This is a genomic window from Thermoanaerobacterium thermosaccharolyticum DSM 571, from assembly GCF_000145615.1.
In the GTDB taxonomy this organism is placed as follows: Bacteria; Bacillota; Thermoanaerobacteria; order Thermoanaerobacterales; family Thermoanaerobacteraceae; genus Thermoanaerobacterium; species Thermoanaerobacterium thermosaccharolyticum.
Genome location: NC_014410.1, coordinates 1832298 through 1859289 on the forward strand (window position 1 = coordinate 1832298; position 26992 = coordinate 1859289).

A 26992-nucleotide genomic window follows, 5' to 3' on the forward strand; every position below is an offset into this window, starting at 1 on the left:
TTCACCTTCTTAAAAGTATTGATGTGCTTATTAAAACTAATTCTATCAAAACAATAAATATTAAATTTCTATAACAAAATCTGTAATCTTTACTGATAACTTTTAATCCCCCATTATAACACCTTGCTTCTAAAGCCACATATAAATCCTGAGAATCTTTGTAAGACTTAATAAAAAGAGAAGATATTAAAAGTCCTAAAGACCTGTAACTATTTTCTAATGTAGCATATCCTAATCTTGAATTCTGAGATGTATAAATTTCCCCAGCGGTATCAAATAAAACAAATATCAGTCTGTAGGTTAGCTGTAGTAACTCCAAAAATAATGAAGGAATTTTCAATTTCTTTAAGATATCTATAATGTCAACTACAGGAGTAGTGAGTACGAGAAAATACAAACAAGATACTACTGCCAAAGTTCTAAAAAACAAAGTAACAGCAGTACTAATGCCTTTCGGAGTAATTCCTAAAGTTACCCCAAAAATATTAAGACTTATTAATGCAGCACTTTTATCGCCTATAACATTGATGATAATTGCTAGTACACTTATCATTAAAAAAGAAAATGGAATTAACATAAGTTTTATGTATACTTTTCCTGGAATTTTTGCTTTTAACACAGTTATCATAAACATCAAAATAATTACTGCAATGTTTGTATATATATCAAATACAAAGCACAAAATCATTGTTAAAAAGGCCAATAAAAGTTTTTCAACAGGATGTACGTTGTACATCCTGTTCGTATAAGAATAATTATCTATTGGCATTTTTTCTCCCCTTTGCAAGACCTATATAATATCCTAAAAATCCTGCGCCTATTGCCGCTTGACACGCAAACAGAAGGCTCTCAATTTCTCCACTTGGTGGCTCCCAAACTGGTTTCAACCATGGTTTGTAATTTTTGTCTACCTGAGTGATAGCCTCTGTCGCCCTGTCATCTGCACCAATAAACTCAGCATTTTTAATTGTAACAAGAGGAAACACTATTAGCGAAATAACCAACAACCCTAATATTAAATTTATCATTAAAAACTTTTTATCCCTCATACTAGCTTACCTTCTTTCTCTAAAACATTAAGCTCAATGAGTTCTTCTTTACTGTAGGCAATTAGCAAATTGATTACGAGTACAGTTAAAAGCCCCTCGCTTATCGCCAAAGGTACCTGAGTCACTGCAAAGATCCCCATAAATTTTAAGAAAGAAGCTGTAAATCCTCCTACTTCAGCCGGAAAAGCAATAGCAAGTTGGAAGGAAGTCGTCACATATGTAAACAAATCCCCAATTGAGGCAGCTAAAAATACTGCAAGCCAATTTGGACCGCCTGCCTTTTTTACTCCTTTAAATATATAATAGGAGACAATTGGTCCTACTATTGCCATAGAAAATGTATTGGCACCCAAAGTTGTTATGCCACCATGAGCCAAAAGTAACGCCTGAAACAAAAGCACTATAAGTCCTAAAACGCTCATAGCAAAAGGTCCAAAGAGTATAGCTCCAAGTCCTACACCAGTTGGATGCGAACAACTTCCTGTAACAGAAGGAATTTTAAGTGCTGAAAGCACAAAAGCAAAAGCACCTGCAAAACCCAAAAGCATTTTAAGTTTTGGATTTTTCTTTACACTTTTGTTTATCGTCATAAATCCTACAATTACAAAAGGCAAAGAAGCTATATCCCATATTATGCACCATTTAAGAGGAAGAAAACCTTCCATTATGTGCATTGAATATGCAATTTGCGGTGCCATCAAAAGCAATGCAAATACCGTTAACAACATCCATTTTTTCACATTAAACACCTCTTTTTATAAAATTTAAGCAAAAATTAAACCTCTTAACTTACCAATGGCGTTAAGAGGTTAAAAAACACAATAAATATCCTGTTATAACACCTCCTCTATCGACCGTAGAGTAAGTTTGACACAAATACAGGCAGGTCTCCTGACTTAGGTTCATCGCTCTTTACGCCTTCCCACCCGGCACTCATCAACTTCCGCTGAGAGACTAAGCAGTGGCACAATGTAAAGAGCTCACTATCACAGTGGCGGGACCGTGCAGGATTTTCACCTGCTTCCCTTTTAACCCAATTTGATTACAAATTGGGCACCTGTATTCGCCTGTTATCAAATTTTATTCTTAAATAAAGTATATCATTTTATAAATATGTTATCAATAAAAATTGAAAATGCTTTCAGTTCCAAAATTTTATGAGTTCATTCAGTTGACATTGTATAGACTGATACGCTTTTATCCTAATTGCTGGCTTGTAATTTTCATCACATCTTTCATAAGACTGTCAACATCTGTTATCACAGCAGGATAATTTACATCAGGCCTTTTTATTAAAATTACAGGAATACCTAGCATTTCAGCAGCTTCAAATTTTTCTAATATCCCTCCCACAACGCCACTTTCTTTTGTCACGATCACTTCTGCCTTTCTTTCTTTCAACATTTGATAATTTAGTTCGCTGCTGAAAGGACCTTCCATTGCTATTATATCTTTTGGTGTTAGCCCTAAATCTTCACATTTTCTTAGGACATTACTTAAAGGAAGTACTCTTGCCGTTACCTTTTTCCCCATTGCCCAGAGGAACTTAAATTTTTCGAGGTTTTTACTGCCTACAGTCAAAAAAATATTGTGATATTCTTTACATTTCTCAGCTGCTTCCTCAAAACTTTCAACTACGACGGCATTGTCATAATAAATGCTTTTCCTTTCATACCTTATATACTTTATACCAGTTTTGTTACAGGCATTTATAGCATTTACGCTTACATCTTTTGCAAACGGGTGAGTCGCATCAATTATAATATCTATATTATTTTTATAAATAAATTCAATGAGATTCAATTCATCCAGTGCGCCTTTGTGGACTTTTATTCCCTCACTAAAAAGGCTTGCACCATAATCTGTCACTGTACTTGCAATAACCTCAATACCTTTAAATTTTAATTGCTCCGTAATCTCCCTTCCGTCTTTAGTACCTGACAAGACCAGTATCATAAAATATATCCCCTCGGTGTTATCATTTTGCCTTTTTTTACAAAAGTGCTTTCGTTACCTATTATTACAATTGTCCTCATATCAATTTCATAATTTGCCATTTCTTTTAAAGTGGTAATTATCACTTGTTGTCCCTCTCTTGAAGCATTTTTTACTATTCCAACAGGAATATCCTCTCTTTTGTATTTCATAATAATTTTCTGAGCTTTTATAAGATTTTCCGGTCTTTCTTTGCTTTTAGGGTTGTATATGACAATTACAAAGTCAGCCTGTGATGAAAGTTCCAGCCTTTTTTCTATCACCTGCCAAGATATCAAATGGTCTGAAAGACTTATAACTGCAAAATCCTGCATTACAGGTGCCCCTAGTATAGCAGCTGCAGCATTTAGAGCAGTTACTCCTGGTATTACTTCTATTTTTAAATCTAGGTTTTCTTTGTGGACAACCTCATACATAAGCCCTGCCATACCATATATCCCTGCATCACCACTTGACACAATGCACACATTTTTGCCTTGCAAAGCTAATTCAACAGCTTTTTTAGCCCTGTCAATTTCTTTTCTCATTCCTAATGAAATTACCTCTTTGCCCTCAATTAAAGGTTTGATAAGGTTTATATATGTAGTATATCCTACGACTACATCACATTCTTTTAAGGAAGTGTATGCTTTAAAAGTCATGTCATTTATATCCCCAGGACCTACTCCTACGACTTTAATCCATCCCATGCCAATCCTTCTTTCTAAATTTATACACAGCTAGCGTTATCCCATTCTTTTTAAGATATGCTATCTCTTCTCCAGCGTTACTAGCCAAATAAGCAGAGGGTCTTGCAACACTTCCAACCCCTACTGTATGAAATACAAAATCAGAAATAGGAAATTTGTTTTCTATTTTTCTCAGCTCTTCTTTTGTATAAAAAACAAGAGGAATTTTTAAAAATTCCGCCAACTGAAGTATTCCTTTCTCTTCTTTTTTTATATCTATAGTAGCAATTGACTCTATGCTTTTTAATCTCAAATTTAGATTTTCAAAAGTTTCCCTTATAAAAGTAAGCAAATCCTCAAAAGCTATTCCTCTTTTGCATCCTAAGCCAATAACTACATTTTTAGGTCTTAATATGACATAAGGTTTTTCTGTCGGTTTTTTTATTTCCTTGTCAGTTATGTAAACAAAGGCATCAACTTTACTGTGAACATCGTTATTTATGTAATCTTTTAATAACGGTATTTTTTCTACACCTTCATCAAGAATAAAACGTACATTTTCCCCATTTACAAAGGCTGCACTGACCTTTTTTAAATCCTCTATATTTTCAAGATAGTAACCATAATCTTTCGCAATCACATCTAAAGATATGACGCCCTCTACATCTGTTGCAGTTGTTATAACAGGCTGTGCTCCAATTGCAGAAGCCACCTTTAAAGTAAGTTCATTTGCACCACCTACATGACCTGATAAAAGGCTTATGGCAAATTTCCCTTTTTCGTCTACTACTACAACAGCAGGGTCAGTAAATTTATCCTTCATCACTCCTGCAATTGTTCTTACCACAATCCCTGTAGCCATTACGAAGACCAATCCTTGGTATTTGGTAAATATTTTATGGACAAAGTCTTTAAAAATTCCTTTTATTACGTAATCTTCAGTGGTTGCGAATTTTTCTTTTACATATACATCTCCTTTTAACTTTTGGCCAATATCATTTGCCAACCTCGATGCATTTTTTGTGAGAGCAATTATCGCTATTCTCATAAATCTTCCTTCTTCCTGAAGCTATGAGAAAATTCTTTATCATAAAGTTTTGAATAGGCTTTTATATTTTTTAAAAAATCTCCTACAAGTATCATAGCAGTTTTATTTATTCCCTTTGATTTGACCTTTTGCGAAATGTCGCTAAGGGTACCTCTAACAATCACTTGATCTTCCCAAGTAGCTTTATAAACAATTGCAACAGGTGTATTCTCTTGGTAACCCTTTTTCAATTCTGAGACAACTCTGTCAATTTCCTGAACACTTAGAAATATCGCCATAGTAGCTCCATGACGTGATAAATCTTTTAGTTCCTGCTCTTTAGGTACTACTGTCCTTCCACCTATTCGTGTTATAATCACTGTCTGTGTTATTTCAGGAATTGTCAATTCTTTTTTCAAGACTGATGCTGCTGCCAAAAAAGAACTAACACCGGGAATTATTTCATAATCTATATTTTCTTTTTTTAGCCTTACAATTTGTTCATGTATGGCACCGTAAATAGCAGGATCTCCTGTATGTATTCTTGCTACATCTTTTCCATCCTTATGAGATTTTACAATAAGCCCAATTATTTCATCAAGATTCATTGTAGCACTATCGTAAACTTCGGCCTTTGGCTTTGCGTATTTCAATATCTCTTTATTGACAAGTGACCCTGCGTATATGACAACATCACAAGCCTGTATTATTTTTATGCCTTTTAATGTTATAAGTTCAGGATCTCCTGGTCCTGCACCAATAAAATAAACCACAGCTACTTCACCTTCTTTGCAATAATCAAAGACAAATAGTCTATCTTTTTTCCTATGTATTTATCAAGATCGTAACATATTTCTTCATCTTGATGACCGCACTTTATTACAAGATATCCTTTGAAGTTTTTTTCTTTTAAAAGATTTACTATTTCCTCGTATCTTCTCGAAATTTTCATCAATACCACGTTATCAAACATATCAAGTGCTTTTGAAATTTCTAATATATCTCCTGATGGAACAACTGCAAAAGTTTCATTCCCCTCTGCAATTGGAATATTTAATCTTGAAGCAGCTGCGCTATATGAGCTAATTCCAGGGATGGTCTCTGTCTCATAACCTTCAATTCCCTTTAGAATGTATATGTAAGTACTATAAATCATGGGGTCTCCTATTGTTATAAAAGCTACATCTTTCCCATCATCAAGAAATTTTTTGATTTTTTTAATATTTTCTTCCCATTTTGCTTTAAGATCTTCTTTTGAGTATGTCATTGGGAATTCTATAAATACTACATCACATTTTATATAAGGCTTTGCAATTTCATAAGCAATACTTCCTTCTCCTTTACTTGAAGGAGCTATCACCACATCTACTTTTTGAAGTATTTTTACAGCTTTTAAAGTAATTAAGCTTTCTTCCCCCGGTCCCACTCCTATACCGTATAATTTTGCCATTCTATCCCTCTCTCTTAGCCGATATAATGTATACAGGATTTTGCGATACCATCATCGTCTTATTTCCCGCTTCTTTTGACACCGAAATATTGACGCATATTGTTTGGACCGTAAACAATCTTTGTTTAAAACAATGATGAGCAGAATACACAGTATCAAGTGTAATCCCGTTTACTACAACTACCCCATCTTCCTTTAATTTAGTTGTGACAATGTCAAATATTTGATACATTTTATCCCCTGTCCCCCCAATGAATACCCTGTCAGGTGAAGGCAAATCTAAAAGGGCATCAGGAGCTAAACCATACACCACAACAATATTTTCTACGTTAAATTTCTTAATGTTTTCGTTTATAAGTCTTACACCTTCTTCCTCTTTTTCAATAGAATAAACAACACCTTTTTTCGATATTAATGCAGCCTCAACGGACACAGAGCCTGTACCAGCGCCAATGTCCCATACTACACTGTCTTCTTTAAGCCTCAGTTTAGATATTGACAAAACTCGTATTTCTTCCTTTGTCATTGGGACATTGCCTCTTACAAAATATTCATCAGGAATTCCAGGTGTCATATATTGCCACATGTTATCACCACTACATTTAAATCAAATTTTTTATTGCAGTTTAAAAGTTCTTCTACTGTAAAAGAGTAAATCCTCTCCGTATCATAAGACAGATTTTCACCAACGTGTATTTTCCTGTCTTGCAAATTTTTTTCTTTCAACATAGCTGCAACAAATTGCGGCGTATGCGTATCATCAGTAAAAATAGCGACTTTTTTATTCTCTTTTACTTTTTTTACCAAATCTTCAGTACGACCATGTAAGCTTACAACCGCCAAGTCATTCATTGTTATTTTAAGTTTTGCACACATATACTGTATTGAGCTTATGCCTGGAATTATTTCTAATTGCTTTTTGTCCACATATTTTAAAATCACTTCCGCTATGCCATACAAAGAAGGTTCTCCTGATGCTAAAATAACAATATTGCCTTCTTTGTTGAGTATACCATGATAATCTGTTGAAGCGTTTATCATAATCTTTTCGCAATCAATATCTTTAAATTCTTCAAGATGGCGCCGGCCTCCCACCAGTACATCTGCCTCTTTTATTCTTTCAAGTGCATAAGTGGTAATGAATTTTTTGTTTCCCGGCCCTATCCCTACAATTGTCACCATTCTACTTTATCACCTGCTTTTGCAATAATGCCTCTTTTCAATGAAATGAGATGTATTTCGATATTTAATTTATCGTAAACATACTGCTTACATTTCATGTAGACCCTGTCTGCTATAAACTGACTAAAGTCTTTTATATTGATTCCCGCCTTTTCAATTATATCAAGGGCTTCTTCTGTCGTATTTGAATCCAGAACTTTGTCAACAGTCTCTTTATCTGCACCAAAATGGGCTACATAGGCCGCCATTATTTCTGCTCTCGCATCTGCAACATGGCTGTGGGTATTAAATATCCCTGCCGCTACTTTTACGAGTTTCCCTATATGCCCTGCCAATACCACATGTGTAAAACCGTACTCTACTGCCTTTTCTAGCATAAATCCCAAAAAATTACCATAAGATATGATGAGTCTTTCTCCCACACCTTCTTTTAAAGCATATTCTTTGCCATAATTTCCTGGAGCAAAAACTACCCTTTTGTATCCTTCAGCAGAAAGGATAGAAAGTTCTAACTCAAGAGAAGATTTTAAAGCTTCCTCCGACATAGGCTCTACAATCCCTGTAGTACCAAGTATTGATATACCGCCTACAATTCCAAGCCTTGGGTTGAAGGTCTTTAAAGCCACCTTTTCACCGCCTGGTACACTTATGGTAATTTTTACACCTTTCCCTTCCGGCAGTACTTTTTTGACTTCATTTAAAATCATTGACATTGGAACAGGATTAATAGCGGATTTCCCAGGGCTTACGGGAAGTCCCGGTTTTGTGACTACTCCAACTCCTTCGCCTCCATAGACTTCTACCCCTTCTCCTTCTTTTACCTCAGCCTTCGAATAAATTATAAGGCCGTGAGTAGCATCCGGGTCATCCCCTCCGTCTTTTCTTATACCGCACTTTACCCAGCCTTCTCCTGAAGTTATATCCAAAACCTCCAGCTTAAGCCGCCATCCCTTTGGAGTATCTATCTCTACAGTATCTAGTCTCCTACCTGTAAAAAGCATGTAAGTAGAAGCCTTCGATGCAGCGGCTGCACAAGATCCTGTAGTATAACCATACCTTAATTTTTTTCCTCTCTTTACAGCGTAGTTCTCCATAAACACCACTCTATCTTTCTATCATGTAAAGAAGGGCATTAACTATCGCTGCTGCTACTGTGCTTCCTCCTTTTTTCCCTTCTGTTATGATGTAAGGAATATCAAGCTTTTTTACCTCTTCCTTCGCCTCTTCAGCTCCAACAAAGCCAACAGGAACACCTATTATAAGGGAAGGCTTTGCTTTTCCTTCTCTCGCAAGCTCTATGAGTCTAAATAAAGCTGTGGGGGCATTTCCAATAGCAAAGATTTTATTGCTTTCGTCTTTTGCCGCTATTTCCATAGCTGCCATTGATCTTGTAATGCCACACTTCTTTGAAATATCTTTAGCTTCAGGAAGATTAATGTAACTTTTTACTTTTGAACCTATCTTCTCTAATACCTTTTTATTTATTCCTGCTTCCGCCATCTTTGTATCACTAACAATATTAAATCCTTCCTTTAGTACCTTTAAACCGTCTTCTATCGCTCCTTTTGAGATTTTAAGTATATTGGCAAATTCAAAATCTGCTGTTGCGTGAATCACCCTTTTTACTATTAAAAGCTCTTTTTTATCGAATTTAGACTCATCTATGTTTTTGCCTATTATTTCAAAACTCTTTTTTTCAATTTCCCACGGATCTTTTATGTAATTCATAAATTATCTCTCCAATAAACTTTATTTTACTTCCTCTGTCCTTTCCAAAATTATATCCACGATTCTGTCGTCATAGCCAATTGGCCTTCCAAATTTTATAGAAAGACCGGGATACTTCTTTCTCTCCTCTTCAAAAACCATCGGTATATCCTCTTTTATATGTATTCCTTCGAATAAAAATAGTGGCACAGCAACGATATCATAAATACCTTCTTTTACAAACTCTTTAATAGAAGTAGGGATGTCAGGAGTGTCAAATTCCATAAATCCTGCCTTCACATTTTTGTATTTATTTAAGCTCTTTATTCTATCTACCACCTTGATTACAACTTTTTTTGTCTCCTTAATGCGGCTCCCATGAGCTATGACTAACAACCCTTTCTCCATTTTATCTCTCCTCTTTCTACTACAAGCGTTAAAGCTCAAGCTTTTTTTCTAGGTATTCACTTGGCTACTTTTTTATGCAAAATTAAGATAAAAAATTTGGTCTGAAAGTGAAAGTTTCTTAATATCCCAGTCTCTCCTATAAAGTTTAATCACTCTGTAAGACAGATTGAGATTTTTTATGAATTTCTCAAACTTGTTGTCAAGCCACGGTGGTGTCCATGCCCCCGATCTACAAATATGTACAGCTACCGTGTATATACCTTCAGGTAATACATCTATATCCCTGTAATATCGAATTGAAAAAAGTTTATTAAAATCTTTAAAGTCCTCAGGCTTTTCAAAAGTATGAGGACTATATATTATGTGAGCCCTTTTTATTTTGCCCTCATTTAAGAGCTTCCCCAGCCAGTTGGCACAGTTTAGCTCAAAATTAACCGAGCTCATTCCTGCATAGCCTAAATCAGCGTGTGTGTCGAAAGAATACACTTCTTCACATTTATTAGCTTTGGCGATATAATAGGATAGCATATGAGATTCAGATACAAACACTTTGATATTTCTTATAAAATCAAAATGTTCTTTTATTTTGACCCAAAAATCTTTTAATACAGAAGTTGTATCTACTGACTTTTCAAGATCCTCACCTTTTAAAACACTTTTTATATACCTCTTATACCAGATTGCCTCTATGTTTTTTTGGTTTTCAACATAAGAACCCAGCCACTCTCTTTTCAAAGGGATAAAGTAATCCCAATCTATGCTCAAAAGGCTGTGAACCATATTCACCACCTATTAATCTCTAAAATACCACCTTTATTTAAAATAATCTAAAAATTGAATTTGATTTTATTAGTGGGCTTTAAAATAAACCATATTTATTCTTTTTAGCAGTATTTGCGTAAATAAAGCATATATTGGCACATTGATAACTTCTCCTACAACTTTTGGAGGTAAAGTAGTTACTATTGGTATTTTAAATAACAATTGAAGAAAATAAGGCACGAGTATTACTGATGAAATGAACTGACCTACTCCAATTGCTATTAATAATTGCCATAGAGAAGGAATTGGAGCTTTTACCGGCTTCAAAATCAAAGGAGGAATAATACCTGTGAGAGCTGCTGTCATTGTAAAATGTGGCATATATGGTCCTAAAGGATTAATGTAATATCCAATTATATCACCTACAGCACCTACTATTCCTCCTGCTGTTGGTCCAAACATTATTCCTGCAAGAATTACCGGTAATGCGCCAAAGCCAATTCTTATACTTTCAATGCCGCCAATAGCTATTTTAATACTAGCTATTCTACTTAAAACTATGTTTAGGCTAATCAACAATGCTAGAAAAACCAGTTCTCGCGCATGTATTTTTTTCATTAAACAAGCCTCCCTACCATATTTTATTGGGATATAGTGAAACTACTACACAATTAGAAAAAGACTACTACAATGGTACCATAAAGTCTATATATCCTCAATACTCTCAAATCAAGTTTCTGTTGCAAAATACACAATTTGATTATTTTTATTCTCATCTCCTTGTATTGTCCATTTATAATCATATGTGTTTTGAATTTTTTACGTTTTTTATTTACCAATTATTAAAAACTTTTTTCTTTAATATTTTTAATATTATTATAGCAAATTAGTTGCCTTTTTATATAAAGTACAAAAAGGCACGATAGTTTTTCACCATCATGCCTAATTTTTATCATATACATTTGTTTTGCAATATTACTTGTTTTTTGATAATTTTTTCTAAAAACAAAAAACTGAAGGAATTTTTTCTATACTTGACATTACTGTATACATACTATACAATAAAGTCATGGAAAAAAAGATTGAAAAAATAAGTGAATTATTTTTAAACTTAATATGCGAATTTTACGAATATGATAGCAAGGCTCGTACTTTTGGTACAGATACAGAGCTTTATCATTCCGAAATACATATGCTTCAGTGTATTCAAGATAATCCAGGTTTGCATATTTCTGCTATTGCACGTAAATTAGGTATCACAAGGGGTGCGGCATCACAAACTGCTAAAAGACTTGAAAGAAAGCAAATGATTGTAAAGGAGATGAACCATACCAGAGGATCTAAAGTCGTCATGTACCTCACTCCCAAAGGTGAGATAGCTTGTTTCAACCACAAGTGTGCACACGAAAAGTACAACACAATCATATCCGAAATTCTAACTGGATCGGATGAAGAACAATTAAAGTTTCTTTCAGATTTTCTTTTGCAGTTTGAAAAAGCGTTAAAGGAAAATTGATTTTTATATAAAATGTGTATAGTATCTATACAATATTCATAGGAGGTTTCTAAAATTGAACAATCAATTCAATGAAAAACTATTTGTTATGACAAGATCGTTTATAATTTTAATGGCAATTGTTTGCGGCGTTTCCGTTGCAAATCTTTATTATATTCAGCCATTGGAAGCACAAATTGCAGCTACATTTCATGTTTCACAAGGAGCAGCGGGAATTGCAGCCATGATGACGCAAATTGGTTATGCATGCGGCCTTTTACTTTTTGTTCCGCTAGGCGATATATGCGAAAGCCGTTCACTTATTCTACGTATGCTTCTTTTTGTTGATATATCACTACTTGCAGCTGCACTATCGCCTTGTTATTTGTTACTGCTCTTTGCCATGTTTACCATGGGGATTACGACAATTGTGCCACAGATTATCGTGCCATATGCAGCACATCTTTCACCTCCGGAAGAGCAAGGTAAAGTCATTGGAGACGTTATGAGCGGTCTATTGATTGGAATCTTGATATCAAGAATATTTAGCGGGCTTATTGGTGCAGTTTTGACCTGGCGGGCTGTTTATTTATTTGCAACAGGATTAATTATGATCCTTATGATTTTGATTAGATATTATTTCCCAAAAGATCAACCTTCCTCCCAAATATCGTGGGGAGAGTTGCTTAAATCCATACCATATCTTATAAAAAGTGAACGCACATTGCGTGAATCAGCGATTAACGGCTTTTTCATGTTTGGTTCTTTCAGTACGTTCTGGACTTCTCTCATTTTTTTACTTGAAACACCGGTTTATCATATGGGAACAAAAGAAGCTGGCTTATTTGGACTAGCAGGAATAGCAGGTGCTCTCGCGGCACCTTTGATTGGAAAAGGATCTGACATAAAAAGTCCGCGCTTCACAGTAGGAATCGGTGTCATACTATCGACGCTTGCCTATCTATGCTTTAGCCTATTCGGATATTATATTTGGGGCCTTATTGCAGGTGTTATCATACTTGATCTTGGAAATCAATGTGGGCAAGTCTCCAATCAAGCAAGGGTACAAGCGCTTGGCGATTCAGCACGCAGTCGCAATAATACTATATTCATGTTTTCGTATTTTATCGGCGGTGCAATAGGTTCCTTTCTTGGCACCCTTTGTTGGCAGCATTACGGATGGTACGGCGTTTGCATGGTAGGACTTACATTTCAACTTGCTGCGATAATTACTCATTTTTTGATTTATAGGAGATAAAAATTTGATGTATAGTAGATCCTTATATACTCAACTGTTTAAAGTTTAAGAAGCTTAGCCGGTGCTTTTTTAATAGGCAAAGATTTCAAAATTTTACTTTCATACTAACCTCCTAAGTATGACTTTTTAACCCTCTCATGGTTTTTTAAGACGGCTGTCGCACCTTCAAGTGAGATATTTCCTGTTTCAAGGACGTATGCTCTATCTTCAATAGATAGGGCCCTTTTAGCATTTTGCTCTACTAAAAGTATAGTTGTGCCGTCTTCGTTTATGCTTTTTTATTGTCTTAAAAATGCCTTTTAAAGCATTAACCATTCCATATGATACATTGAGATTTTCTATCTCTAACATATTTTAAGCACCTCCTTCAATTGATAAAATTTCAGATTCATCAGGATTTTTCTCTACTAGGTATGGCACCTACCATGTATATATCTCCTGGGCGAAATTGATGAGCTTCCTTATTCCGTAGATCATAGTATATCCAAGAGCTATTATTGCGTATATACTTCCTAAAGATAGGCCATTTATTAACTGCTCAAAAAATATTTACATAAATATCACCTCAAGTTAAAATATATTAATCGAGTAGGAGCTGAATAATTATTTTATTCAGCGTCCTCTCACACCACCGTACGTACCGTTCGGTATACGGCGGTTCATTAAGTGTTATTTCTCAAATTAATTTAGTCCAAAATCGAAAAAAATTATCAGATTAAATAATCTTGTGATCAAATTAATGCTAGAGGAATTTAAGAAAATTTTATCATATTCCTTTAGCATTAACCTTAACTGGAGAGATTATTTATGCAAATAATTTTCCATGTTGATAACATTGAAGAATATTTGCAAAACGGCAAAAATTACAATTTCCCTAGTTCTCCAGATAGATGTCCTCATTCTGATTGCAAATGCAGAGTAAAATTAAAAAAGCACGGATTTTACCATCGTTACTATTTAGATGGGGCCGTCTGCATAAAGATAACCATAAGAAGATATATATGCCCTGTATGCAAAAAGACTATTTCCTACCTTCCTGACTTTTGCCTTCCTCATTTTCAGTATTCTTTCAACATGATTGTAAGCTCTTTAAAAAAGACGCTAATCAGAACAAAAACTCTAAGTTCTATCATAAGTGACTTTAAAAGAAACTTTCCTCACATACTATTTTCAAGACAACATGTATATTTTTACACTAAAAGAATAATCAATAATTTAAGCTTTATCATATACGGTTTAAGGTAAATAGACCCTTACATAAAGATACCTACAACTGGCACTGAAAGAGAGAGAGCCAGAGAGATTTTGGACGTAATAAACATTGTACCACTTTTCTCTCAACGGTTTTATGATTATTGCCAAAAATCATTTCTGGCCTCTCTCACATAATTTTAGCATCAAACCTGATAAATTTAAATCAAAATGTTGATTTTTTTTTTAGCAACATAACTTTTTCCTTTATTAGCCCCCATGTATGAGTTAAAATTACGATTAGAAATCAAAAGGTTAAGGGGGAAAATACAAATGCTTGATGAAAAAGCAAGAGAAGCTGTGGCATTAAAAAGATTTTCACTGATAAGTCCTGTATTAAATGGACAAATAAAAAATCAAAAAGAATATTTTGATTCTCTTTCCGATAAACCAATTGAAATGCCTTATCTTGGAGTAAGAAAATACACTCCCAAAACACTTAGAGGGTGGCTATATCAGTATTTAAGGGGTGGCATAGAAGCATTAAAGCCAGGTTATCGAAGTGATAGAGGTAAATGCAGAAAGATAAATCTTGAACTTTCAGAAAAGATAAAGCAAAAGAAGCTTGAACATCCTGAAATGCCAAATAAACTTCTTTATGAAACATTAATTGGAGATGGGATAATATCACCAAATAAAGTATCACTTTCAACATTCTATAGGTTTTTGAAAAACACTCCGGTAAAATCTTTAGACAAAGAAAAAGATGGTAAAACAAAGAGGTTTTCATATGAATAAATCAATGAACTCTGGCAAACTGATGTAATGTATGGACCATATATTAAAGAGGGTAAAACAAAAAGGCAAACATACCTTATTGCATATATAGATGATGCTTCAAGTCTTTGTACTTATGCTCGCTTTTACTACACTCAGAACTTTTTAGCTTTAAGAGACTCATTTAAAGAGGCTGTGCTAAGAAGAGGAATACCCAAAATGCTTTACACTGACAATGGAAAGATATATAGAAGCACTCAATTAGAATATATCTGTGCTTCACTAGGTACAACTCTTATTCATGCGGAACCTTTTTTCGCCACATAAAAAGGGGAAAATAGAAAGATTCTTTCATACGGTAAGAATGAGATTTTTAAGCACAATAGATCCTACATCTATAAAGAGCATAGATGAACTTAATATAAAATTCTTTAAATGGCTAGATGAAGATTACAACAGAAAAGAACACAGTGGTATTGGCATGAGTCCTTTAGATTTTTTCATGTCACAAGTGTCAAGGATAAACATGTTCGGTGACATAGATATGTTGAATGAATGTTTTCTCATAAAAGTAAATCGTAAGGTAAACAAAGACGCTACACTTAAAGTGGAAAATATACTTTATGAAACGGAAGAAAAGTTTAAAAACATGCACTTAGAAGTAAGATATGACACAAAGTGGCTTATGACTAATACACCACTTCTGCTTTATCATGAAGGCAAAAAAGTAGGAGAAGCATACAAAGTGGACTTTCATGAAAATGCCAAAATTCCTGTGGAATATATTGAAAACAAAAAAGTGGCAAGCAAAAATGAAGATACTGTAGATTTTGATGCAAAACCTAACCCAACAGTAATATCTTTTAATGATATTGTTGATTAAAAAAGAGGTGTTTTAAATGTTCACTCAATATTTTGGAATGAAATTTAATCCATTCTCAAAAGAGATACATGCAAATGACCTTTATATAAGTGAAGACATTACTGAATTAAATGCAAGGCTAAAATATTTGCAAGAGACAAGAGGCATAGGACTTATTATTGGAGAAGCTGGTTCAGGTAAATCTACTGCATTAAGAAGATATACTGAAAGCCTCAACCGCTCAACATTTAAAGTATGCTACTTTGCTCTGTCTACACTAACTGTTAGGGAATTCTATCAAGCATTAGCCATGATTTTAGGGGAAACACCTGCATACAAAAAAGTAACACTATTTAGTCAAATACAAAGAGCAATAACAGAACTTTACTATAGCCAGAAGATAACTCCTGTCATAATATTAGACGAAATACAACTAGTTTCTAATGACGTTCTTGAAGATTTAAGAATAATATTTAACTTTAATATGGATTCTCAAAACCCATATATATTGATACTTTCAGGACAACCCCACATAAGGAACAAACTAGCCTTGAATGTAAATAGTGCATTAAGGCAAAGAATTGCCATAAAGTATGTAATGCAAGGGCTAAAAAAAGAAGAAATTCAAGACTACATAAAAACAAGAATGAAAATAGCCGGTGTGATAGATGATATATTTACACCACCGGCATATGAAGCAATATATTCTATAACAAAAGGACTACCAAGATTGATAAATAACCTGGTAACAGCTTCTTTGCTCTATGCATATTCTAAAAGACTAAGAGAAATAGATGAAGAAGTAATATACCAGGCACAAAATGAAATAAGTTTGTGAGAGTAGTAACTTTTGCTACTCTCATTTTTTATTATATATCAAATGCCCTAATTTTGCGGGTCTTTGACAGTTTAATAAACATTGGAATCAGTAAAAGCCTTGAAAACAAGGCTTTTTTTATTAAAAAATAGTCAAATTTAGTTATGGAAATATTGCGTAATTTTGCGTAATGTGTTATTATAAAAGGGATAGGAGGAATTTCATTATGAGGTTATGTATATCACGCTCAAAAAATGCCGCATCCCTATACGTAACAAAATCTATATATGAAAATGGAAGACGCTCTACAAAAGTTGTTGAAAAACTTGGTACATATACTGAACTTAAAGAAAAACTTGAGGGACAGGATCCTATTGAATGGGCAAAAAAATATATAGAAAAACTTAACAAAAAAGAAAAAGAAGAAAATCGCGATATTATCGTGAAATACTCCCAATCAAAGATTATTACAAAAGACGAGCAAAATTCTTTTAATGGTGGTTACCTTTTCCTTCAAAAAATATATCATGAACTTAAACTCAATAAACTTTGCAAGAAAATTTCTTTGAAATATAAATTTACTTTTGACTTAGATTCAGTGCTTTCAAGGCTTATTTATGCAAGAATTATCTATCCATCTTCAAAACTTGCAACCTTTCAACTTTCTACTAAATTTATTGAACAGCCTAATTTTGAACTTCAACATATATACAGGGCTCTTGAAGTAATTGCCAAGGAAGCTGATTTAATACAGTCTTACCTGTACAAAAACAGTCTTAAAATTTCCAAAAGAAATACAGGTGTACTGTATTATGATTGTACAAATTATTTCTTTGAAATAGAGCAAGAAGATGGATTAAAACAATATGGTGTTTCAAAAGAGCATAGACCAAATCCTATCGTACAAATGGGGCTTTTTATGGACGGAGATGGTGTTCCACTTGCTTTTGCTATTAACAAAGGTAATACCAATGAGCAGTTGACTTTAAAACCTTTGGAAGAAAAAATCCTTTCTGACTTTAATCTTTCTAAATTTATTGTATGTACTGATGCAGGACTATCATCAGACAATAACAGGAAATTCAACATTAAAGGCGATCGGGCGTTTATTACAACACAATCTATTAAAAAGCTGAAAACACACCTTAAGGAATGGGCTCTTGACCCAAATGGTTGGTCTTTAGTTGGTGGCAGAAAAACATATAACATTGCTAAACTAGATGAGGACAAATATAAGGATAAGGTGTTCTATAAAGAACGCTGGATAAAAGAAAACGGATTAGAACAGAAACTTATCGTTACATACTCAATTAAATATCGAGATTATCAGAGAAATATACGAAATTATCAGATAGAGCGAGCACAAAAAGTAATTGATTCAAACCCCGGGAAAATAGAAAAATGCAATCCCAATGATTATAAAAGATTTATAGAAAAAAAGCGCTGCACAGATAATGGAGAAATTGCTGAACATCAAATATACTGTATCAACGCCGAACTCATTGCAAAAGAAGCGCAATTTGATGGTTTTTATGCAGTGTGTACAAATCTTGAAGACGATGTTTCTTCAATTATCAATGTAAATAGAAGGCGATGGGAAATTGAAGAATGTTTTCGGATTATGAAAAGCGAGTTTAAAGCCAGGCCAGTATATTTAAGCCGTGATGACAGAATAATAGCTCATTTTACAACTTGTTTCATTTCCTTAGTTATATATAGACTCCTTGAAAAGAAATTGAACGGAAAATATACATGTCATGAAATCATTAATGGATTAAGAGATATGAATTTCTTAAAAGTAAAAGGTGATGGTTATATACCTATTTATACAAGAACAGACTTTACAGATGATTTACACGAAGCATTTGGCTTCCGCACAGATTATCAAATTGTAAGTAAAAGCAAGATGAAAAAAATTTTAAAAAGCACAAAATTATAAATACATTACTCACTTTTTAATAATAATACAAAAGCTTGGGCCTCTTTATTTTCAACGGTTCCCAAGCTTTTTCTTTTCTTCAACTGTCAAAGATGGGATTATATACCTATTTATAGATTAAGTCAATATATAGGTATACACTTTTTTAAGTAATATTGAATATTTTAAAAGATACAAAAAGCAGTATTGCTAAAATGATACAATGAAAGAATATGTATTTGAAATTTTCTTTATTATATACTTCTGTTAAATTTTTGCGGAACATCAATTTAAATATAAAATCTGCGATAGAGTATGCACCCATACCAATTATAAAGATTTTAATATATTCAACCATGTTAAACACACTCTTTAATACTTTTATTAATTTTTATTATAAATATCAATTAAAATCCAGTCAATAAAAAGGAGCAAATACTGCTCCTTACATTGCCTTATAATATTTTTCATACATATCCTTCCTGTACGTCTTATATTTATTTTCCAACAATGTGTTTGTAATCATATCGAGAAAATTTAATGTTCCAGTGTAACCTACAGATAATATTCTCTGTCCTCCGACTCTATCTAGTATAGGGAATCCTATGCGTACAAGCGGTATACCACCCTTTTCGGTTAGATATTTTCCGTCAGATGGTCCTATGGCGATATTTACTTCCTTTTCTTCTGATAATTTCAATATGTGGCTAAAATCAGTTTCATCGATAATTGTAATGTCAACATTTAATGGATTATCTTCACTGATAACTAATTCTTTTAATCTTTGAGCCTTACTTCCGGTTGCAATTAAAAGAGGATGTATCCCATTTTCCATACATGTAGTAAATACAGAATACACCATTTCAGGATCTCCAAAGATAGTGCATCTTCCTTCAAAATTGTATTTATGCGAATCTATCATTCCGTCAAGAAGTCTGCCTCTTTCCATTTCTATAGATTTTGGTATTGGATTACCTGTAATTTCATTTAACAATTTCAAAAACCTATCTGTGTTTCTTAATCCTATTGGTATCGGCACTTTATAAAGTGGCACATTAAATCTATCCTGAAGATATTTACCCGGCGTTTCTTCATAATTTACACCTATTTCAATTGTTGCAATAGATCCTCCCATAGACATTACATCAGATATTTTTGTGCCACCATCAGGAATTTTTTTGTAAGGGAAATTAAAAGGACTATCTAAAGTATCAGAATAATCAGGAAATAGAATGTACGGTATTTTCATAAGTTCAAGAAGTCTCTTTATTTCTCTTAAATCTGCTGTGCTTATATTTGGTACAATTACGTTTATTCTGTCATGTCTTTCTTTGTTTGTCGAAAGCTCCTCAACTATCCTGTATGATGTTTTTACAAATCCTTCACTGTGTGTACCACCATATCCAGGCGTTGGTACCGTTATTATTGGTATACTTATATTCCTGGATGCTTTATACTCTGACTTTATTCTGTCTATATCTTCACCTATTGTTTCTGCAAGACATGTGGTAAGTATCCCTATGCAATTAGGATTGTACACTTTAATCACATTATCGAGAGCTTTAATAAGGTTTTTTTCGCCACCGTACACCGTTCCTTTCTCGTTCAGCGATGATGATGCAACGTCAATTGGCTCATGGTAGTGCTCGGCGATGTGTCTTCTCATGTATGTTGCACAGCCCTGAGAGCCGTGCAGCAATACCATAGATTTTTCGATTCCCCTAAATGCAATTATACCGCCTAAAGGCATACACATATTACATGGATTTTCATTTACGTTTTTATACGTTTCATACATATTTGTCCACCCCATCTTTCACATATTTCCATACCGGCGAGCATGCTGTTGTATAAACTTCTTCAGCAAAATTGATTGCGCCTTCATAGCCGCTTAAGGGGTGTTTTCTGTCGTGATTGTGGTCGATAAATGCGATACCCATCTTGTATGATAGAAATCTCTCTTTAACACCGCCGGCTAAAATATCTGCTCCCTTTTCAACCATAAATTTTTCAAGTTCTGATGGGTTTGCATCATCTAGTATGACAGTGCCATAATCTGCTATCTCTTCAATCTTTTCATATTCGTCCTTCTGTCCATTTTGCGTACCAATTACAACTACATCTATACCCAGTTCTCTAAACTGCTTAATAAGCGATATTGCCTTGAACCCTCCTCCAACAAAAATTGCAGCCTTCTTGCCCTTTAAATAACTTTTATATTTTTCTATTATAGATTTTGCCATTTTAGTTTTCTCTTCTATTAGTTTTTCTGTTTTTAACATAACATCCTTATCATTAAAAAATGCTGCAATTTTCCTAAGAGAATTTGAAGTATCTTCAATACCTAAAAATGATACTTTCATATATGGTATGCCAAAAGTTTCTTCAAACTTCTTGGCAAGATACGTCATAGAGCCTGCGCATTGAACGATATTTAAACTGGAAGCTGTTGATTTTTTCAATGATTCAAAATTTGAATCACCGGTAAATATTGTATTCACTTTTAGACCCATTTGATTAAGGTATCCTTTTATTATCCAAGCCTCACCTGCAAGATTAAAATCACCCATGTAGTTTATACTTAAAGGTTCTTTTTTTAATACAGGAAATTCTTTAATTAGGTCTAAAAGTGAATTGCAGGCAGCTTTATAACCTGCAGCTTTATTTCCGATGAAACCGCTGGATTCTACAGGCACAACATAAATATTGTACTTCTTTGATAATTCTTTACACACAGCTTTTATATCATCGCCAATTACGCCGGCAATACATGTTGAATATACGAAAATAAGTTTCGGCTTATATTTTTCGTATATTTCATCTATGCACTTAGATAGCTTTTCTTCTCCTCCAAAAATTACATCGCTTTCTTTCAAATCAGATGAAAAGCTATTTCTGAAAAGTTCTGAGCCGCTTGACAGACTTCCCCTTATGTCCCACGTATAACTGGCACAGCCGATAGGACCATGGACCAGATGTACAGCATCTTCTATAGGATTTAATACGACTCTTGCACCACTGTATACACATGCTCTCTGACTTACACTACCTGCAACGCTATCAGTATTACATATAAATTCTTTCTTATGATGTTTTCCCTTCATCTTAATAAATTTCTCTCTTTCAGGTATGTCAAGTCTGAGTTCCATAATACCACCACCTTTTTAAAATAGAGAAGCCTTTCAAAAGGCTTCTCATAAATTTTACTTTATTGCACTTAAGCCAATTTCCGACGTCCTTATGCGAATTGCGTCAGTTATTGGTAAAACGAAAATTTTTCCATCACCTGGATAGCCCGTATTATTTGTCTTTATTATAGTTTCAACAATTTCAGGAACATCTGCATCATCTGCAACAATCGAAATCAATCTTTTTGGAATAAACCTTACATCTACGTCTGCCTCATCCAGCATAAATTCATCCATCACTGGATCAACTTCACCAATGAATCCTTTCTGCTTGCCTCTGCCACTTACACTCAGTATTGACATAGGTGAAAAGCCAAGTCCATCCAGAGCCGTTTTTGTTTCATGAAGTTTCTGTCTCCTGATGATTGCTACAATCTCCTTCATAAGTAATCCTCCTCATAACTCTTTATTGCCAGTTCTAATCGTGTACACTTCATCTACTTCACTTATAAATATCTTGCCATCACCTATATTTCCTGTTCGAGCATTGCTTTCTATTAGATTAACTATCTTTGATATATCCTCATCTTTTGCTACAATCATAAGCAAAATTTTTGGTAATTCGTCATATACAATAGGACCTACTTGTATTCCCTTTTGCTTGCCACGTCCAAATATGTGCATTTTAGTCATAGAGCTGTATCCATTTTTATCAAGAGCCTCAACAACTTGCTTCTCTTTTTCTGGCCTTATTATGGCACGTACCATTTTCATATGATTATCCCCTTTCAATTAATATAATCACAATCGCTATATCTAGAACAAGTTGAACATAGCGCATTGAAACTATGTGGCATATTTATGAAAAATCTATTGTACTTGTCGTCATACTCAATTACGCTGTATTTTAGGTAATTAAGATCTGATTTATCAATATAGATATACAAATCATCATACTCTAAAATTTCATCATTTTCATTAAAATTATCAGCAACCGCAAAACCGGCTAGAAATCCTTCTTCTGTTGGAACTGTATATATTCTCAAACCTGTAGCTTCATTTTTATTAGGTAAATTATTTAAAATTTTTCTTAACTGTGATAATGCCTCATCTGACAGCTTAACCATGATATTCACCTCTTTAAATCTACATTATAAGCTCCAGAAGATGTTCTGGCGATTTAGCATCCTTGTAGTCAAGAAGAGTGTTTCCTGTTCTTTCAACAAGCCATGCTGTCCCTCTATATCCTACAATTGGGAAATGTTGAAGATTTGCTCTGTCTAGAATTGGGAAGCCAACTCTTAAAAGCGGCAGATCGTACTCCTTTGCAAGATATTTTCCATGGCTATTGCCAAATAGCATATCAACAGGTTTTTTATCAAGTTGCTCTTTTAGATACCATAAATCGCTATCTGATGAAACATATGCATCTGGAACCATAGATTTTACTGTTTTTTCCCATTCACTGCTGTAACTCCCTGTCAAAGCATACAAAACATTTATCCCTAAATCATTTGCAAATCCCACTATAGCTTCAACGATATCGGGATCTCCAAATACTGCAGCTTTTTTATTGAACCAGTGTACATGTGCATCCAGCATCATATCAACAAGCCTTCCTCGTTCTTCTTCAAGTTCGGAAGGTATAGGCTTACCTGTTATTTCACTTAACTTCATAATAAATTTGTCTACATTACTTATGCCGATAGGCAGTGGAAGTACCTCATACGGTACATCGTACATTTCTTTTAAAGATTCTGCAGGTTCGATTCCTGCTTCCCTTCCTAGAACTACAGTAGCTATCGAATTTCCCATGTCTTCTATTTCAGATATGGTGGTGCCTCCCTTCTGATACAGGTGTATCTCGCCTGTCATAGGTGCATCTAACACATCAGAGATATCTGGTAGAATGATTGCATCAATCCCCATTATTTTCAATATTCTTTTGATTTCCCGCAAATCACCTGGGCTTAATAATCCAGGAATAATGTTTATTTTTCCATTTGGTGAGCTTTTTTGGGCAAAAGTCTCTACGGCTGATTTAACCATATTAGAAAAACCTGTCACATGTGAACCTACGTAGCTTGGTGTACTTGCTGTAAATACTTTGACATCTTCTGGTATCTCACCGCTTGAGCGCATCTCATTTATTGTACCAGGAACATCATCGCCGATAGTTTCTGCTGAACATGTTGTAGATATTCCGATTACTTTTGGTTTGTAAATGCTTAATATGTTTCGTATCGCCTGCTTTAGATTTCCAATGCCACCGAAGACAACTTGTGCTTCTGAAAAAGAGCTTGTAGTTGTCGGTATAAATTCTCTAAAATGGCGGGTAAGCTGCATCCTTAAATACGATGTGCAACCCTGTGAACCGTGGCTGTGTGGCATGCATTGGTGTATACCAAGGCACGCCCAAACTGCTCCAAGCGGCTGACACGTTTTTAGAGGATTTACCGTAAGGTATTTACGTTCAGTATTATTGCATTCCATTTTTGATTCTCCTTTCGCTATTTTTTCCAAGGTGGAGTCACCTCTTTCCAAATAGGATTGTTTATAGCCATATCCATATCCCTTGCAAAATTTACAGCACCTTCAAATGAACTGTAAGGCCCACTGTAGTCATATGAATGGATCTGCCTTGAAGGAACCCCCATCTTTTGAAATACATATCTGTCTTTAATACCTGATAAAAATATGTCAGGCTTCAAAGCTTTTATAAGCTCTTCAGTCTCGTGATGGTTGAAATCATCAATGACGATGGAGCCTTCATCCATGTGAACCATCATTCCTTCATAATTCATAAAATGATCCGGCATCTTACTCTTCATTTCTTCTATTTTTTCTTTAGGATATGCTGGTTCTGTCACCCTCTCAAAATGATACGTGTCAAGTATCTTGTGATGGGGTGCTTCTTTTATCTCAGGTATTATCTTGCGTCCTTCGTAATCATCCCGATGGGCAAATTCATATCCGGCAACAATTGTCTCCATACCGATGTCTTTCAGCAAGTCTTGATAATGGTGTGCACGAGAACCTCCAACAAAAAGTATTGCTTTTTTGCCTTTAAGCCTTTCCCTATAATAGTCAAGTCTAGGTTTTATCTTCTTAAGCTCTTCTTCAATAACTTTTTCAGTGTTTTCGTATATCATTGGATCGTCAAAGAATTTAGCCATTTCCCTTAATGATTCTATTGTGGAAGTTATGCCTATATAATTTACTTTAAGCCAGGGAACTCCAAATTTTTCTTCCATCATGCGGTTTGTGTAGTTTATAGATCTGTGGCACATCAATATTGAAAGTTTTGCCTTGTGAGCCTTTGCAAGGTCATCGTATTTTGAATCTCCTGTAAATACACTTACAACGCGATATCCTATCTTTTGAAGCAGATCTTTCACTACCCATACATCGCCGCCAATATTGTATTCACCGAATATATTGATATCATACGGTGTCGGGTCTTCTAGTTCCTCTGTCCCAACTATATCCATAATAAGAGTATTGCTGGCAAGATGATGCCCGGCAGATTGGCTGACACCTTTATAACCTTCGCAGCTTACAGTAATTACTTTTATGCCAAGTTCTTCTTCGGCCCTTTTGGCAACGGCTTTTATGTCATCGCCAATAAGTCCCACAGGACATGTAGCGTATATGCCTACAACTTTTGGTTTAAAGATTTCATACGCTTCTTTTATGGCGCCATAAAGCTTTTTCTCACCGCCGAAAACTACATCTTTTTCCTGCATATTAGTAGAAAAGCAATTTTTTATGAAATAGTTATAACCTTCTTCTGGCTCTGCAAGATTTCTCCTCGTGTTCCATGTATAGTATCCACATCCAATTGGTCCATGTGTCAAATGAAGAATGTCCTTTACAGGTCCAAAAACGACACCTTTTGCACCTGCATAGCTGCATCCCCTGTTTGTCATAATCCCCGGAATCGTGGCAACGTCTGCCATTATATGCTGTTCCTCGTTTGGATCTATTACTACAAGGTGCGTTTTTCTCTCTTTGCTAACCTTCTTAGGATAAGAATCTGTAATATTTTCAATCAATTTCTTGTTTTTTTCAACTAGACTTCCCATCATATCATCTTGCGTAGGATTTCTTTCGATCATTTATAGCCCCCCTTTCAAACTAATCCATAAGTCCATATTCTATGAGGAGTTTTTCAAGTTCATCTGTTGGCATTGGATTTGGTACGACAAACATGTCATTTTCATCAATTCTTCTAGCAAGCTGTCTATACACATCTGCCTGTGGTGCTTGTGGATCATAATCAATGACAGTCTTTTTATTTATCTCAGCACGCTGGACGATATTGTCCCTTGGGACAAAGTATACAAGCTGTGTTCCTAGTTTTTTACAAAATGCCTTTAGTAGTTCTTCTTCGTTGTCAACTTTTCTTGAATTGCAAATAATACCGCCTAACCTTACGCCTCCTTGATTTGCATACTTTCTAATTCCTTTGCAGATGTTGTTTGCAGCATACATCGCCATCATTTCACCACTAGCCACTATATATATTTCTTTTGCTTTGCCTTCACGAATAGGCATTGCAAAACCACCACAAACGACATCACCAAGGACGTCATAAAAGACATAATCAAGATCATCATCATAAGCCCCTAAGTTTTCCAGCATATTTATCGATGTAATGATTCCACGCCCTGCACATCCAACACCTGGCTCAGGGCCACCTGATTCGACGCATTTTGTATTGCCATAGCCAGAACGCATAATATCGTCAAGTTCTATATCTTCACCTTCATCCCTTATAGTGTCAAGAACTGTTTTCTGATTTAATCCATGTAGCAAAAGCCTTGTTGAATCTGCTTTTGGGTCGCATCCAACTACCATGACTTTTTTACCCATTTCTGACAATGCTGCAACAGTATTTTGTGTCGTTGTTGATTTTCCAATACCACCTTTACCATAAATAGCTACTTGTCTCATCGTTAGAAACCTCCTTAAATTTTTCAATATCTTTACATTTTTATTAGTATCTAGATCAAGATTACAATAACGCCAAAATCATCACCCCCTAACAAAATAACGCCATGCATATATACAGTGAAAATATATATACATGGCTCCATTGCCAAAACAAAAAGCGCTTTTCATTTTAGAAAAGCGCCTTTGCTTATTACAATATTATAAATTTAATATTCATTTTTATTTAAGTTCTGAACTAATATATAGCTGTCTTTTGGAATAAAGCAAAATAGATATGTCAAATAAAATTATGTATTAAGAAAGTCTAGCAAAAATTTATTGTTGTTAAAATGATATCAGTAT

General features: G+C 34.5%; 28 protein-coding genes, 3 pseudogenes and 1 riboswitch. Of the genes and pseudogenes, 6 read left to right on the plus strand and 25 right to left on the minus strand.

The genetic code is table 11. The features are described from left to right. Position 1: 1 nt before the first annotated feature. The 15 genes from cbiQ to TTHE_RS09170 all read right to left on the minus strand — a co-directional run bounded on the left by cbiQ (position 2) and on the right by TTHE_RS09170 (position 10866). Positions 2 to 769, minus strand: a complete 768-nt coding sequence (gene cbiQ / locus TTHE_RS09100; RefSeq protein WP_013298294.1) for a cobalt ECF transporter T component CbiQ — start codon at positions 767 to 769, stop codon at positions 2 to 4. Further along, complete coding sequence (locus tag TTHE_RS09105) at positions 756 to 1049, minus strand: energy-coupling factor ABC transporter substrate-binding protein (RefSeq protein ID WP_013298295.1); 294 nt, start codon at positions 1047 to 1049, stop codon at positions 756 to 758. The genes cbiQ and TTHE_RS09105 overlap by 14 nt, the downstream gene beginning before the upstream one ends. Beyond that, positions 1046 to 1789, minus strand: a complete 744-nt coding sequence (locus TTHE_RS09110; protein WP_013298296.1) for an energy-coupling factor ABC transporter permease — start codon at positions 1787 to 1789, stop codon at positions 1046 to 1048. The genes TTHE_RS09105 and TTHE_RS09110 overlap by 4 nt, the downstream gene beginning before the upstream one ends. 124 nt (positions 1790 to 1913) lie before the next feature. Further along, positions 1914 to 2125: riboswitch (cobalamin riboswitch) on the minus strand. Between the two features lie 121 nt (positions 2126 to 2246). Next, the gene (gene cobK, locus TTHE_RS09115; RefSeq protein ID WP_013298297.1) at positions 2247 to 3005 is read right to left on the minus strand and encodes a precorrin-6A reductase; all 759 of its coding nucleotides are present in this window, start codon (positions 3003 to 3005) and stop codon (positions 2247 to 2249) included. After that, complete coding sequence (cobJ, locus tag TTHE_RS09120) at positions 3002 to 3733, minus strand: precorrin-3B C(17)-methyltransferase (protein ID WP_013298298.1); 732 nt, start codon at positions 3731 to 3733, stop codon at positions 3002 to 3004. Before cobJ ends, cobK begins: the two co-directional genes overlap by 4 nt. Next, positions 3720 to 4760 carry a cobalt-precorrin 5A hydrolase gene (cbiG, locus tag TTHE_RS09125; protein WP_013298299.1) on the minus strand — a complete coding sequence of 347 codons (1041 nt, stop codon included), beginning with the start codon at positions 4758 to 4760 and terminating at the stop codon, positions 3720 to 3722. The genes cobJ and cbiG overlap by 14 nt, the downstream gene beginning before the upstream one ends. Next, positions 4757 to 5512 carry a precorrin-4 C(11)-methyltransferase gene (gene cobM / locus TTHE_RS09130; RefSeq protein WP_013298300.1) on the minus strand — a complete coding sequence of 252 codons (756 nt, stop codon included), beginning with the start codon at positions 5510 to 5512 and terminating at the stop codon, positions 4757 to 4759. Before cobM ends, cbiG begins: the two co-directional genes overlap by 4 nt. A gap of 2 nt (positions 5513 to 5514) precedes the next feature. Further along, positions 5515 to 6189 (minus strand): precorrin-2 C(20)-methyltransferase, encoded by a 675-nt coding sequence (gene cobI, locus TTHE_RS09135; protein ID WP_013298301.1) that lies wholly within the window; start codon positions 6187 to 6189, stop codon positions 5515 to 5517. A gap of 1 nt (position 6190) precedes the next feature. After that, on the minus strand, positions 6191 to 6763 hold the full coding sequence (gene cbiT, locus TTHE_RS09140; protein WP_013298302.1) for a precorrin-6Y C5,15-methyltransferase (decarboxylating) subunit CbiT: 573 nt from the start codon (positions 6761 to 6763) through the stop codon (positions 6191 to 6193). Beyond that, entirely contained in the window at positions 6760 to 7371 is a 612-nt protein-coding gene (cbiE, locus tag TTHE_RS09145; protein ID WP_013298303.1) for a precorrin-6y C5,15-methyltransferase (decarboxylating) subunit CbiE, read from the minus strand. Before cbiE ends, cbiT begins: the two co-directional genes overlap by 4 nt. Further along, positions 7365 to 8465, minus strand: coding sequence for a cobalt-precorrin-5B (C(1))-methyltransferase CbiD (gene cbiD / locus TTHE_RS09150; RefSeq protein ID WP_013298304.1), 1101 nt, complete (start codon positions 8463 to 8465; stop codon positions 7365 to 7367). The genes cbiE and cbiD overlap by 7 nt, the downstream gene beginning before the upstream one ends. A gap of 10 nt (positions 8466 to 8475) precedes the next feature. Then, the gene (locus TTHE_RS09155) at positions 8476 to 9099 is read right to left on the minus strand and encodes a precorrin-8X methylmutase (RefSeq protein ID WP_013298305.1); all 624 of its coding nucleotides are present in this window, start codon (positions 9097 to 9099) and stop codon (positions 8476 to 8478) included. 21 nt (positions 9100 to 9120) lie between these two features. Then, positions 9121 to 9486 (minus strand): sirohydrochlorin chelatase, encoded by a 366-nt coding sequence (locus TTHE_RS09160; protein WP_013298306.1) that lies wholly within the window; start codon positions 9484 to 9486, stop codon positions 9121 to 9123. Positions 9487 to 9558: 72 nt separating this feature from the next. Beyond that, complete coding sequence (locus TTHE_RS09165; RefSeq protein ID WP_231292639.1) at positions 9559 to 10251, minus strand: arginase; 693 nt, start codon at positions 10249 to 10251, stop codon at positions 9559 to 9561. An 84-nt stretch (positions 10252 to 10335) separates the two neighbouring features. Next, positions 10336 to 10866 (minus strand): folate family ECF transporter S component, encoded by a 531-nt coding sequence (locus tag TTHE_RS09170; protein ID WP_013298308.1) that lies wholly within the window; start codon positions 10864 to 10866, stop codon positions 10336 to 10338. Positions 10867 to 11317: 451 nt separating this feature from the next. On the opposite strand from TTHE_RS09170, the gene TTHE_RS09175 reads away from it, so the two are divergent. Then, on the plus strand, positions 11318 to 11764 hold the full coding sequence (locus TTHE_RS09175) for a MarR family winged helix-turn-helix transcriptional regulator (RefSeq protein ID WP_013298309.1): 447 nt from the start codon (positions 11318 to 11320) through the stop codon (positions 11762 to 11764). 55 nt (positions 11765 to 11819) lie between these two features. Continuing rightward, on the plus strand, positions 11820 to 13001 hold the full coding sequence (locus TTHE_RS09180) for an MFS transporter (protein WP_013298310.1): 1182 nt from the start codon (positions 11820 to 11822) through the stop codon (positions 12999 to 13001). A gap of 225 nt (positions 13002 to 13226) precedes the next feature. Here TTHE_RS09180 and TTHE_RS14835 read toward each other — a convergent pair whose 3' ends face one another. Continuing rightward, on the minus strand, positions 13227 to 13352 hold the full coding sequence (locus TTHE_RS14835; RefSeq protein WP_263398671.1) for a hypothetical protein: 126 nt from the start codon (positions 13350 to 13352) through the stop codon (positions 13227 to 13229). A 64-nt stretch (positions 13353 to 13416) separates the two neighbouring features. Beyond that, a pseudogene (locus TTHE_RS14200) lies at positions 13417 to 13550 on the minus strand (ABC transporter permease subunit); the annotation flags it as partial. A 258-nt stretch (positions 13551 to 13808) separates the two neighbouring features. Here TTHE_RS14200 and TTHE_RS09185 point away from each other — a divergent pair. The 4 genes and pseudogenes from TTHE_RS09185 to TTHE_RS09200 all read left to right on the plus strand — a co-directional run bounded on the left by TTHE_RS09185 (position 13809) and on the right by TTHE_RS09200 (position 18587). Then, a pseudogene (locus tag TTHE_RS09185) lies at positions 13809 to 14390 on the plus strand (DUF6431 domain-containing protein). A gap of 135 nt (positions 14391 to 14525) precedes the next feature. Further along, positions 14526 to 15852 (plus strand): annotated as a pseudogene (locus tag TTHE_RS14920) (DDE-type integrase/transposase/recombinase). Positions 15853 to 15868: 16 nt separating this feature from the next. Then, positions 15869 to 16669: an ExeA family protein gene (locus TTHE_RS09195; RefSeq protein WP_013298311.1), complete on the plus strand. Its 801-nt coding sequence runs from the start codon at positions 15869 to 15871 to the stop codon at positions 16667 to 16669. A 205-nt stretch (positions 16670 to 16874) separates the two neighbouring features. After that, positions 16875 to 18587, plus strand: a complete 1713-nt coding sequence (locus TTHE_RS09200) for an IS1634 family transposase (RefSeq protein WP_013298312.1) — start codon at positions 16875 to 16877, stop codon at positions 18585 to 18587. A 424-nt stretch (positions 18588 to 19011) separates the two neighbouring features. Here the strand turns inward: TTHE_RS09200 and TTHE_RS09210 are convergent, their stop codons facing one another. The 8 genes from TTHE_RS09210 to nifH are packed head-to-tail and all read right to left on the minus strand — an operon-like array spanning position 19012 to position 26650. Then, positions 19012 to 20364, minus strand: coding sequence for a nitrogenase component 1 (locus TTHE_RS09210; protein ID WP_013298314.1), 1353 nt, complete (start codon positions 20362 to 20364; stop codon positions 19012 to 19014). Next, positions 20357 to 21715: a nitrogenase iron-molybdenum cofactor biosynthesis protein NifE gene (gene nifE / locus TTHE_RS09215; RefSeq protein ID WP_013298315.1), complete on the minus strand. Its 1359-nt coding sequence runs from the start codon at positions 21713 to 21715 to the stop codon at positions 20357 to 20359. Before nifE ends, TTHE_RS09210 begins: the two co-directional genes overlap by 8 nt. Positions 21716 to 21769: 54 nt before the next feature. Next, positions 21770 to 22138: a P-II family nitrogen regulator gene (locus TTHE_RS09220; RefSeq protein WP_013298316.1), complete on the minus strand. Its 369-nt coding sequence runs from the start codon at positions 22136 to 22138 to the stop codon at positions 21770 to 21772. A gap of 12 nt (positions 22139 to 22150) precedes the next feature. Further along, entirely contained in the window at positions 22151 to 22468 is a 318-nt protein-coding gene (locus tag TTHE_RS09225) for a P-II family nitrogen regulator (RefSeq protein ID WP_013298317.1), read from the minus strand. Between the two features lie 14 nt (positions 22469 to 22482). After that, entirely contained in the window at positions 22483 to 22821 is a 339-nt protein-coding gene (locus TTHE_RS09230) for a HesB/IscA family protein (RefSeq protein ID WP_013298318.1), read from the minus strand. 19 nt (positions 22822 to 22840) lie between these two features. Then, a complete protein-coding gene (gene nifN / locus TTHE_RS09235; protein ID WP_041587574.1) occupies positions 22841 to 24187 on the minus strand; it encodes a nitrogenase iron-molybdenum cofactor biosynthesis protein NifN in 1347 nt (448 codons plus the stop codon). Positions 24188 to 24204: 17 nt separating this feature from the next. Then, positions 24205 to 25812, minus strand: a complete 1608-nt coding sequence (gene nifD / locus TTHE_RS09240) for a nitrogenase molybdenum-iron protein alpha chain (RefSeq protein ID WP_013298320.1) — start codon at positions 25810 to 25812, stop codon at positions 24205 to 24207. A gap of 19 nt (positions 25813 to 25831) precedes the next feature. Then, entirely contained in the window at positions 25832 to 26650 is an 819-nt protein-coding gene (gene nifH, locus TTHE_RS09245) for a nitrogenase iron protein (RefSeq protein ID WP_013298321.1), read from the minus strand. Positions 26651 to 26992 lie beyond the last annotated feature (342 nt).

Coding starts and splice junctions, on each gene's coding strand:
- TTHE_RS09230 (WP_013298318.1), bottom strand. CDS start 22,821: ATGGTTAAGCTGTCAGATGAGGCATTATCACAGTTAAGAAAAATTTTA.
- cobJ (WP_013298298.1), bottom strand. CDS start 3,733: ATGGGATGGATTAAAGTCGTAGGAGTAGGTCCTGGGGATATAAATGAC.
- cbiT (WP_013298302.1), bottom strand. CDS start 6,763: ATGACACCTGGAATTCCTGATGAATATTTTGTAAGAGGCAATGTCCCA.
- TTHE_RS09170 (WP_013298308.1), bottom strand. CDS start 10,866: ATGAAAAAAATACATGCGCGAGAACTGGTTTTTCTAGCATTGTTGATT.
- TTHE_RS09225 (WP_013298317.1), bottom strand. CDS start 22,468: ATGAAAATGGTACGTGCCATAATAAGGCCAGAAAAAGAGAAGCAAGTT.
- nifD (WP_013298320.1), bottom strand. CDS start 25,812: ATGATCGAAAGAAATCCTACGCAAGATGATATGATGGGAAGTCTAGTT.
- cbiG (WP_013298299.1), bottom strand. CDS start 4,760: ATGAGAATAGCGATAATTGCTCTCACAAAAAATGCATCGAGGTTGGCA.
- cbiE (WP_013298303.1), bottom strand. CDS start 7,371: ATGGTGACAATTGTAGGGATAGGGCCGGGAAACAAAAAATTCATTACC.
- TTHE_RS14835 (WP_263398671.1), bottom strand. CDS start 13,352: ATGTTAGAGATAGAAAATCTCAATGTATCATATGGAATGGTTAATGCT.
- cbiQ (WP_013298294.1), bottom strand. CDS start 769: ATGCCAATAGATAATTATTCTTATACGAACAGGATGTACAACGTACAT.
- TTHE_RS09220 (WP_013298316.1), bottom strand. CDS start 22,138: ATGAAGGAGATTGTAGCAATCATCAGGAGACAGAAACTTCATGAAACA.
- nifN (WP_041587574.1), bottom strand. CDS start 24,187: ATGGAATGCAATAATACTGAACGTAAATACCTTACGGTAAATCCTCTA.
- TTHE_RS09210 (WP_013298314.1), bottom strand. CDS start 20,364: ATGTATGAAACGTATAAAAACGTAAATGAAAATCCATGTAATATGTGT.
- nifE (WP_013298315.1), bottom strand. CDS start 21,715: ATGGAACTCAGACTTGACATACCTGAAAGAGAGAAATTTATTAAGATG.
- TTHE_RS09105 (WP_013298295.1), bottom strand. CDS start 1,049: ATGAGGGATAAAAAGTTTTTAATGATAAATTTAATATTAGGGTTGTTG.
- cobI (WP_013298301.1), bottom strand. CDS start 6,189: ATGGCAAAATTATACGGTATAGGAGTGGGACCGGGGGAAGAAAGCTTA.
- nifH (WP_013298321.1), bottom strand. CDS start 26,650: ATGAGACAAGTAGCTATTTATGGTAAAGGTGGTATTGGAAAATCAACA.
- TTHE_RS09195 (WP_013298311.1), top strand. CDS start 15,869: ATGTTCACTCAATATTTTGGAATGAAATTTAATCCATTCTCAAAAGAG.
- TTHE_RS09175 (WP_013298309.1), top strand. CDS start 11,318: ATGGAAAAAAAGATTGAAAAAATAAGTGAATTATTTTTAAACTTAATA.
- TTHE_RS09155 (WP_013298305.1), bottom strand. CDS start 9,099: ATGAATTACATAAAAGATCCGTGGGAAATTGAAAAAAAGAGTTTTGAA.
- TTHE_RS09160 (WP_013298306.1), bottom strand. CDS start 9,486: ATGGAGAAAGGGTTGTTAGTCATAGCTCATGGGAGCCGCATTAAGGAG.
- cobK (WP_013298297.1), bottom strand. CDS start 3,005: ATGATACTGGTCTTGTCAGGTACTAAAGACGGAAGGGAGATTACGGAG.
- cbiD (WP_013298304.1), bottom strand. CDS start 8,465: ATGGAGAACTACGCTGTAAAGAGAGGAAAAAAATTAAGGTATGGTTAT.
- TTHE_RS09200 (WP_013298312.1), top strand. CDS start 16,875: ATGAGGTTATGTATATCACGCTCAAAAAATGCCGCATCCCTATACGTA.